Annotated in this window: 9 protein-coding genes; all 9 read left to right on the top strand. The window is 47.6% G+C overall.

What is annotated here, in order from left to right:
• The first annotated feature begins 323 nt into the window (after positions 1-323).
• The 9 genes from rsxC (at position 324) to ISR87_12935 (ending at position 8,951) form a co-directional block, all read left to right on the top strand.
• On the top strand, positions 324-1,679 hold the full coding sequence (rsxC, locus tag ISR87_12895) for an electron transport complex subunit RsxC (protein MBL7026338.1): 1,356 nt from the start codon (positions 324-326) through the stop codon (positions 1,677-1,679).
• 10 nt (positions 1,680-1,689) lie between these two features.
• Entirely contained in the window at positions 1,690-2,748 is a 1,059-nt protein-coding gene (locus ISR87_12900) for an RnfABCDGE type electron transport complex subunit D (protein MBL7026339.1), read from the top strand.
• Positions 2,745-3,353, top strand: a complete 609-nt coding sequence (locus ISR87_12905; GenBank protein MBL7026340.1) for an FMN-binding protein — start codon at positions 2,745-2,747, stop codon at positions 3,351-3,353. Before ISR87_12900 ends, ISR87_12905 begins: the two co-directional genes overlap by 4 nt.
• Entirely contained in the window at positions 3,350-3,979 is a 630-nt protein-coding gene (locus ISR87_12910) for an electron transport complex subunit E (GenBank protein ID MBL7026341.1), read from the top strand. The genes ISR87_12905 and ISR87_12910 overlap by 4 nt, the downstream gene beginning before the upstream one ends.
• Positions 3,976-4,548, top strand: a complete 573-nt coding sequence (locus ISR87_12915) for an RnfABCDGE type electron transport complex subunit A (protein MBL7026342.1) — start codon at positions 3,976-3,978, stop codon at positions 4,546-4,548. The genes ISR87_12910 and ISR87_12915 overlap by 4 nt, the downstream gene beginning before the upstream one ends.
• A gap of 149 nt (positions 4,549-4,697) precedes the next feature.
• Positions 4,698-5,531 (top strand): RnfABCDGE type electron transport complex subunit B, encoded by an 834-nt coding sequence (locus ISR87_12920; protein ID MBL7026343.1) that lies wholly within the window; start codon positions 4,698-4,700, stop codon positions 5,529-5,531.
• Positions 5,531-5,965 carry a SoxR reducing system RseC family protein gene (locus ISR87_12925; GenBank protein ID MBL7026344.1) on the top strand — a complete coding sequence of 145 codons (435 nt, stop codon included), beginning with the start codon at positions 5,531-5,533 and terminating at the stop codon, positions 5,963-5,965. Before ISR87_12920 ends, ISR87_12925 begins: the two co-directional genes overlap by 1 nt.
• Entirely contained in the window at positions 5,958-6,629 is a 672-nt protein-coding gene (locus ISR87_12930) for a hypothetical protein (protein MBL7026345.1), read from the top strand. The genes ISR87_12925 and ISR87_12930 overlap by 8 nt, the downstream gene beginning before the upstream one ends.
• Positions 6,630-6,701: 72 nt before the next feature.
• Positions 6,702-8,951 (top strand): TonB-dependent receptor, encoded by a 2,250-nt coding sequence (locus ISR87_12935; GenBank protein ID MBL7026346.1) that lies wholly within the window; start codon positions 6,702-6,704, stop codon positions 8,949-8,951.
• Positions 8,952-9,107: the final 156 nt, after the last annotated feature.

Genomic DNA, 9,107 nt, shown 5'->3' on the forward strand with positions numbered 1-9,107 from the left:
TCAAGATGTTTCTGATGCCGTCTCCTACGAGAGCCTCAGGATGACAGCACACGATATTCATCGATAATATTTGGATAATTCAGTCAGTCATAGCCTGGCTGGCTTAAATGCCTTCCGCAACTACTAATATGAGCATTAATTACCTGCTATAACCCTTATTAACAGTATTTTACTAAAAATCATTTTTATAGGCTGGGAACAGCAAAAATAGTCACTAATGGTCTTATTTTTGCCCATGCTTTCAGGCATGGAGTCTAATCGCTTACATCATCTCTTTTTCTTGCTGGTAAGCACCCAAATTTCCATGAGGAGACAATCAACACATGTCTGAATCATCCCAGCTTCGCATCAGCACCTTTCGTCGAGGTGTGCACCCCGATGAATTCAAGAACCTGACCTGCCATTTACCTTCAAAACATTTACCGCTCCCTGATGAGGTCTTCATTCCCTTGCAACAGCACATCGGTGCGCCATGCGAAGCATTGGTGGAAAAGGGTGATACGGTAAAAACCGGACAAAAAATTGCTGACTCTCCAGCCTTTGTTTCCAGCCCCATCCACGCATCCATAACTGGTACGGTTGTGTCCGTGGCATCTTTCCCACATCCCCTGGGTGGAAAAGTACCCATGATACATATCAAGCGAGATGGTGAAGAAGATGAATGGGAATTATTAAGCACTCCTGAAAACTGGGAGACTGCCTCAAAAGAAGAGCTGGGGAAACTTGTTCGCGAAGCGGGGCTTGTTGGGCTGGGAGGCGCAGCTTTTCCAACGCACGTGAAAATGTCCCCACCTCCAGATAAACCTGTTGATCATTTCATCCTGAATGGGTGCGAATGTGAACCCTTCCTCACCTGTGATCATCGCAATATGCTGGAAGATACAGATCGTATTCTCAAGGGTATGGCCATCATGATGCGAATCCTTGGCATTGACCAGGGCATTGTGGGTATTGAATCCAACAAAGCTGATGCCATCGCAGCCATGGAAGCCAGAGTAAAGGATCTCAAGCTCAATTTCAAAATCCAACCCTTGAAGGTTAAATACCCACAAGGTGCTGAAAAGATGCTCATTGATGCTGCTCTGGGTCGCAAGGTTCCAGCCGGCGGACTGCCCATGGATGTGGGGGTTGTCGTCAATAATGTTGCCACTGCTCTGGCGGTCTACGAAGCTGTGGTTGAGGGTAAACCCCTGATCCAGCGCATGCTCACCGTGACGGGCGATGCCATCAAGTCACCGGGCAATCTTATCGCACGTATTGGCACCCCTTTTCAAGTTTGCGTGGATGCCTGTGGTGGTCTCCATGACGAAACCTCGCAGGTGTTTATGGGTGGACCCATGATGGGATTGGTTCAGTACGATCTCCAGGTACCCACCTTGAAAGCGACTTCCGGGATCGTCTGTATGCAGTCTTCCCAGCTTAAAAACACACGTCACTACCCCTGTATCCAGTGCGGTACCTGTGTGAGTGTGTGCCCTATGAACCTGGTGCCGACACGGCTTTCTCGACAAGCGGAAACAGGCAAATATCAGGACTGCAAGGAATGGGGTGTTTTCAATTGTATTGAGTGTGGTTCCTGCGCTTTTGTCTGTCCCTCTGGTATTCCTCTGGTTCAATGGATTCGTGTGGGCAAAGTCAAATCCACAGAACAGCAACAAAAAATAAAAGCCCAGGCTTAGCGGAGTTCCCATGACTGACGAAAATCTACCTCAAGCCCAGCCTGAACAGCCCGAAATTCCTAAAAAACCGGTGAAACCGAAAAAGGATCCAAGGGACAAGCTATACAAACCCGAGATACCCCTGATCCTGGCTTCATCGCCCCACTTTCACACTCGAGACACCGTACCCAGAATTATGTGGAATGTCATTGCAGCCCTTGTGCCTGCCACCGTTCTGGCCCTGGTGTATTTCCAGTGGGCAGCAGCAGGAATTATACTCACCAGTGTTTCCGCGGCCCTGATCGCTGAGATGCTGGTCAACAAGGTCAAGGGTGAAGCCTTTACCATTCCCGATGGCTCCGCCTTGATAACTGGTCTTTTGCTGGCGCTGACTTTGCCACCATCCTTTTCCCTGGGCGGTACAGCGCTGGGATCTGTCTTTGCCATTGTCGTGGGGAAACATTTCTTTGGCGGGTTAGGCTATAATATTTTTAACCCGGCTTTATTGGGAAGAGCCTTTTTGCAGGCCAGTTTTCCCGTTCCCATGACGACCTGGACCTGGCCGCTCACTGCCCGCTATGCCGATGTGGACGGAGTCACGGCAGCCACCCCTTTGGGACTCTTCAAATTTGAAGGTGTCACCAGTGAATTATCAGGATTGCTCACAGGAAATATCAGTGGTTCTCTGGGTGAGACCTCTGCCATTGCCATATTGGTTGGTGGCATCTATTTGTTGATTAGAAAATATGCGGATTGGCGGATTCCTCTTAGTTTTCTGCTGTCCACCTTTCTCGTGAGCGGGGCTTTCTGGCTGATTTCACCTGAGTCATATCCCTCACCTGTTTTTCACCTGTTTAGTGGTGGACTCATGTTGGGAGCCTTCTTTATGGCTACTGATATGGTTACCTCCCCTGTAACGGCTCGAGGTGCCTGGATGTTTGGCGCTGGAGCGGGTTTCATCCTGGTGATTATCCGACTCTTTGGTGGTCTACCGGAGGGCGTCATGTACTCCATTCTGCTCATGAATGCTTTTACACCGCTCATCAATCGTTATACCCGACCCAAATTTTTCGGGGAGGTCCGCGCATGAGTAAAATGAACCTATCTACACGTATGATTCTGGTGCTGACCCTGATCACCGTTTTATCTGGTGGAATACTGTCTGGTTGGGATACTGTAACCAAACCCAAGATTGCCTTTCATCGTCAGGAAGCCCTCAAGGCGGCCATTGGAGATGTCCTCCCTGCCCACGACACCTATACAAGCGAGGAAACCGAATTTGGGACCCTGTACATTGCAACTCGTGATAGCTCTGAGCATCCTGTTGGGATCGCTTTTATGGCTGTGGGGAGCGGGTTTCAGGGAGCGCTGCGCATTATGGTGGGTCTTACGCCTGACATGACCGAGCTCACTGGCATCAAGGTGCTGGAACAGATCGAAACACCAGGACTGGGAACCAAGATTGTGGTGGATCCCTCCAACAAGCAAGACCCCTACTGGTTTCCTGCTCAGTTTGCAGGCGTCCACACCTCTCCTGAAATCGTAGTTATCAAAAACGCCAAGCCCACCCATAACAATGAAGTCCAGGGAATCACAGGTGCCACCATCTCATCCAAGGCTGTCACTAACATTCTCAACAAACAAATTGCTGATATCCAATCTGCCTGGACATCCAAAGGAGGGCCAGAATCATGAACTCCAGCCTGTCACTAAAAGCTGAATTCCTCAAGGGTATCTGGAAAGAGAATCCTGTCATGGCCAGCCTCCTGGGTCTCTGCCCCACACTGGCTGTAACCAATGCGGCCAACAATGGTCTGGCTATGGGTCTGGCAACTACTTTTGTACTCTTGAGTTCAAGCCTGATGATATCCGCGTTGAGAAATTTCATTCCCCATCAGGTGCGAATCGCTGGATACATCGTCATCATTGCCACCTTTGTTACGGTGGCTGACCGATTTCTGGCTGCCTATTTCCCCGCCATTTCTGCTTCTTTGGGACCATACATCCCCCTGATTGTAGTGAACTGTCTGATTCTGGGACGCCAGGAAGCCTTTTCCTCACGAAACGGGATCGGGCGGTCGCTTCTGGACAGCCTGGGTATGGGTATAGGGTTTATCATCGTGCTGGTGGTTCTGGGGATTCTTCGAGAAATTCTGGGCTCAGGCAGCATCTTTGGGTTCGCCATTCTTGGCGATTGGTTCACACCCTGGATGGTCATGATTTTACCGCCCGGTGCATTTCTGACTCTGGGTATTCTTATTGCCCTGGCCAATTGGTACAACGATCCCTCTCGATCTAAGGCAAGGAGGGCTGTCTCGTGAGCTATTTTCTAATTTTCTTTTCAGCAGCCATCGTTAACAACTTTGTACTTGCCTACTTCCTGGGAATCTGTCCCTTTGTTGGTGTCTCGAAGCGAGTTTCATCTGCCGTGTCTATGGGGATGGCAGTTACCTTTGTCATGCTGATTACAGCCGTAGTTACCTGGCTGATCTATCACCTTATTCTGGTCCCATTTGATGTGGTCATACTTCAATATGTCAGCTTCATTCTGGTCATTGCATCTCTGGTACAGTTGGTTGAAATGTTCATCCGCAAGGTGAGTAAACCCCTATACGATACCCTGGGTATTTTCCTGCCTCTGATCACCACCAATTGCGCCATCCTTGGTCTGGCACTCTTTTCCGTTCTACGGGACTATACTTTTATGGAGAGCGTGATCTTTGGACTGGGGGCCGGTGTAGGTTTTACACTGGCCCTGGTGATTATGGCCGGTATTCGAGAAGAGCTGGAGCTGGCTCCGGTTCCAAAATATTTCCAGGGAGCAGCCATCACCATGATTGTGGCAGGTGGCCTGGCTCTGGCATTTATGGGTTTTGCGGGGATGATATAGAATATGCAGTTTTTATCACAACTTATTTTGAATTGTCATGCTGAGCCCCGTCGAAGCATGATTCTCACAGAGACACCCTTCGACGTAGTTCCAGTCTACGCCTCTCGGCTTCGACTTGGCAGGCAGGGTGACGAAAAGGACGTTGAATAATGGATCTAGCATCAATCGGTGTATCAATGTTGAGCATGGGTGGTATGGGGGCTCTTTTTGCTGCTGGCCTGGCCGTTGCCAATAAGAAGTTTTATGTGGAGGAAGATCCACGTATTGCTTTGGTGGTGGATAATCTCCCCGGCGCTAATTGTGGTGGCTGTGGTCTGCCTGGCTGTGGTAGCTTTGCCGAAAACATCGTCCATGGTAAGGTGGAAATTAGTGGCTGTCCCGTGTGTAATGATGATGCCCGGGAAGCCATAGCTGGCATCCTGGGTCTGGAAGCCACTAAGGGTGAAAAGATCATTGCCCGGGTCATGTGCCAGGGCGGTCATTATGAAAGTGCCCACAAGGGTGAATATCTTGGCATCGAAAAGTGCACTGCGGCTCATATCACCGGTGGTGGTGATAAACTCTGTCTGCATGGTTGTCTTGGTTTTGGGGAATGCGTTGAATCCTGTCCCTTTGATGCCATGGAGATGAGTGAAAATGGTCTGCCCCTCATTGATGAGGACAAATGCACGGGATGTGGTAATTGCGTGGATGCCTGTCCCCGGGACATTATTGAACTGCATCCAGACACGAACACCATTTTTGTGGCCTGCCGTAACACGGATACACCCAAAGACTCCCGGAAAATCTGTATCAAAGCCTGTGTGGGTTGCGGGCTATGTGTGCGGGGTGTTGAAGAGGGTCTCATGACCATGGAGAACAACCTGGCGCGCATCGATTATCATCTGTACGGGCAGGGGAAAGAACTGCCCACGGACAAGTGCTCCACCAATGCCTTGATTGTTCTGGAAGCCGTACCTGAAGCGGAAGCACTCAGCGCCTGATGCTTTATAATGGTGAAACTGGTTTTATCCAGTCTGCCGATGGCTCCCAGGTTACCATCCTGTTTGACACGGGGGATGCCTGTGAAACCTGTGGATTAAAGGTGGTCTGTGCACCGGGCAAGCAATCCGAGCGCTTATTAACACTGCCCCAGACCGGAGACTTTCAAGCGGGTCAAAAGGTGCAAATCGAGGAACTTTCGAATCTGGAGCTGCATCTCGCCCTTATTCAATTCGGACTTCCCATGGCTGCTTTCCTCATGGGTTTGTTTTTAGGGTATGTCCTCCCCTTTCAGAATATATTGCCCCGTGAGTTATCTGCCTCTCTGTTGGCTTGTGTGGGTCTTGGAATCAGCTTTTTTGCAGCCCGTGGGCTTGTTCAAAGAATTGTGGATATTATCCCTGAAAAATATTTGAGGATTGTCCCTTGTGTCTGAAAACAAAAAGCTCCTTATAGTTTTCATCTGTCTGCTGGTCAGCTTCACCTCGCTGTTTGCTCAAGCACGTGAACGGACCGAGCATTGGCACACTAGAAACCAGCAATTCAATGCTGAGATGGATAGTCTTGGTAAGGTTGATGTCGTCTTTTTAGGAAACTCCATCACGGAAGGGTTTGACCTTGACCATTATTTTCCTGGGCACAAGGTTGTAAACCGGGGCATTATTGCTGATCACGTGGACGGAATCATTGAGCGACTGGATAATTCAGCTCTGAGTCTAAAGCCCAAAAAACTCTTCCTCATGATTGGCATTAATGATATTGGTGATAAACGCAATGATGACTATCTGAAAACCATGTTTGTCACCCTGGTGGATACCTTGATGACAGGTCTGCCAGAAACTGATATTTATTTGCTCTCCATACTGCCTACCACTCCCCGCTGGAAAAACTGTCCTCCTGATCAAATCAAAAGGATCAATGGCTTTCTTGCACGACTGGCTCTTGAAAAAGACATTGGATTTATCAATCTGTACCCACACTTCCTCGGGGACATGCACTATTTAAATCCTGATCTGACTCGGGATGGTCTGCATCCAAACCAGGCTGGATACGATGTCATGGCCGGGAAAATCAAGCCACTTCTTTCAATATCAGAATAAAACCATTCGTCGAAATATCCATCCCAATACCATTCACCTGATGTATATTTGCCCTCCCCTGGAGGAAACAACATGAAGAAACTATTACTCTACCTCATAATAACTGCTATTTCAACACTGCCAAGCCTGTATGCTCAAACTTTATTGAGAGGTGAAGTATTGGACTCCCATTCAGGCGAACCAGTGACCAATGCAAATATCATCATCAAAGACACCGATATTGGAACTACCACAGATATTGATGGCAACTTCAATCTTGAAACAAATAGAGAATTCCCTCTGACCATTGTTATCCAGCATATCGGGTATACAACGGCGGAAAAAACTGCCCTGGATACGCGGACATTGCGGATAGATCTGTGGCCTGAGACGGTACAGCTAGCCCCTGTGGATGTGAGTGTTGTGCGGCTGCCTGCCCACTATGATGTTAGCTCTGCCCGTCAATCAGTCAGTGCTTCTGAACTCAGAACCCGAGCTATTCAAGACTTTCAAGAAATCACCAGAAGCATAAGCAGCGTTGTCATTTCGACTGAGATGGATGGTGCACAAACTATCAGCATTCGTGGATCAAACGCCAATGAAACACCCGTTTATCTGGATGGTATCAAAATCAACGATTCCTTCACAAATGTTGCCGATCTAAGCGTCATCAACATGGAGGATGTGGATAATATTGAGGTGATTAAGGGGGCGTCAACCCTGCCCTATGAAGTGGGCGCCTTCGGTGGTGTGGTCAATATCTATAGTCAGGTCCCCAAAAACACAGAATTACTCATTTCCAATTCTATGGACTTGAATAACGGTGGAAATGGTACGACGACTGGCAGACTCAGTTATGTTGCTGATCATTTTACAATTAGTTCACAACTGGTCAAACGCTCCCGACTCTATCAGACTTTTGCTGAAGATATCGAGTCAGAACATCTCTTTGGCAGCGCCATGCTGAACTGGAATTTGCCTACTGGAAATCTTCGCTTCAAAGTCATTAGCCAGGAATCCCAAACCCTCCAGGGTGAAGCCGAATCATTTAACACCAACTCAAAAAACCAGCTTTATAATGCCCGCTATACTGGTGAATTTCCCTGGTTGGGCAAAGACTGGCAGCTGGACTATGCCTATCGCAAAGATAGTTTTGGGGTGAGCTTTTGGGACTTCTCAACCAGAAACCCTCTTTATACCCAGGAACCTCATGGAAATAATTCCTCTTATCGAATAGCCAAATTTTTCCGAAGTGGTGCAACCGAGACTCTGGTCCAGTTCGCCGGGAGTACTGAATACTATCGAGGTCCCTCCAGTTCTGCCATACCTCCCATCTTTGACAAGACCGTGGATCTGAAACTTGATCGCAATGATCAATCCGTGACTGTGGTTTCTAAGTATTTAGTGGAAAGTGATGTCCCAGCTATGAACCAGGTGGTCTTCGAATTAGGGATTCGATACGATGATGTGAATACGACCTATAATTGGGACGAAATACGCAGATATTATCGTACCGGTGAAGAAGAGCCATACCGTATCGACGAGATTACGGATGATGCTTTCAATAACCACTATATCGTCGCCAAACGCCTTGGTTTTAAACTTGCCGGTATCATCAAGCGATTCAATTATACCACCTATGCTTCTCTGGGTAACAACAGCAGACTGCCAACACTTCAGGATGAGTTTCTCAGGAAAATTACCACCACACCAATCTATCAGCAAACAGGCTTATTGAAGGAAGATGTGAATACCATGGATCTGGGTATCGATTTCAGTTACCAGGCCCGTCCCGGATCTCCCATTACCAAATTCGATGGGCACATCAATATTTTTGATAATGCCTATATCAATAAACTTTTGTTGAGATACATCCAGGGGCAGCCTCCCGTTGCTGTCAATTCTTATGAAGCAGCCATATCAGGTGTTGAGGTATCTGGAAAATTTCATCTCCCCTCCAAACGAGGCATTATTGATTTCAGTTCCATGTTTTTGAATCTGGATGAACCAGCCATTTTTCCGGGGAAGCCTAGCTATCGTCATACTTCAGGTTTCACACTGAGAAGAGGCAATTTGACTTACAATGCCAACATGTGGTGGGATGGTCGTAAGATTTATTCAGAGGATGATGGTCTTTTTCTGGAGCCCAAACACAATGTGGATGTCTCTGTGGATCTGCAACAGGACTGGAATCATTTCGCAGTGAATTCCACCCTTTCAGCAAAGAATATCCTGACCTATTCTGAAACCAAGGATGAATTATTTATAAGTGATCAGGGATATCTGATCACCTACTATGATACTTTTCAACTGGTATTTAATGTGAGGGTTTCTCTGAAGTGATCCAACACCCGACTTACGAGGCTGTGTGAAAACGGGGGTCCAATAGAGGATACTTAGTTAGGGTTTCGATCCCGCGACTAGACAGATCATGCGTAACCTTTTGATAATAAACTAGATAAGTTGTATTTATTCTTGTTATTAATTGTAAAATAATTA

The organism is Candidatus Neomarinimicrobiota bacterium (assembly GCA_016784545.1).
Taxonomy (GTDB): domain Bacteria; phylum Fidelibacterota; class UBA8477; order UBA8477; family JABMPR01; genus JABMPR01.

What these genes read in the sequence shown, in the direction of transcription:
- rsxC (MBL7026338.1), top strand. Translation starts at nt 324, where the DNA reads ATGTCTGAATCATCCCAGCTTCGCATCAGCACCTTTCGTCGAGGTGTG.
- ISR87_12900 (MBL7026339.1), top strand. Translation starts at nt 1,690, where the DNA reads ATGACTGACGAAAATCTACCTCAAGCCCAGCCTGAACAGCCCGAAATT.
- ISR87_12905 (MBL7026340.1), top strand. Translation starts at nt 2,745, where the DNA reads ATGAGTAAAATGAACCTATCTACACGTATGATTCTGGTGCTGACCCTG.
- ISR87_12910 (MBL7026341.1), top strand. Translation starts at nt 3,350, where the DNA reads ATGAACTCCAGCCTGTCACTAAAAGCTGAATTCCTCAAGGGTATCTGG.
- ISR87_12920 (MBL7026343.1), top strand. Translation starts at nt 4,698, where the DNA reads ATGGATCTAGCATCAATCGGTGTATCAATGTTGAGCATGGGTGGTATG.
- ISR87_12925 (MBL7026344.1), top strand. Translation starts at nt 5,531, where the DNA reads ATGCTTTATAATGGTGAAACTGGTTTTATCCAGTCTGCCGATGGCTCC.
- ISR87_12935 (MBL7026346.1), top strand. Translation starts at nt 6,702, where the DNA reads ATGAAGAAACTATTACTCTACCTCATAATAACTGCTATTTCAACACTG.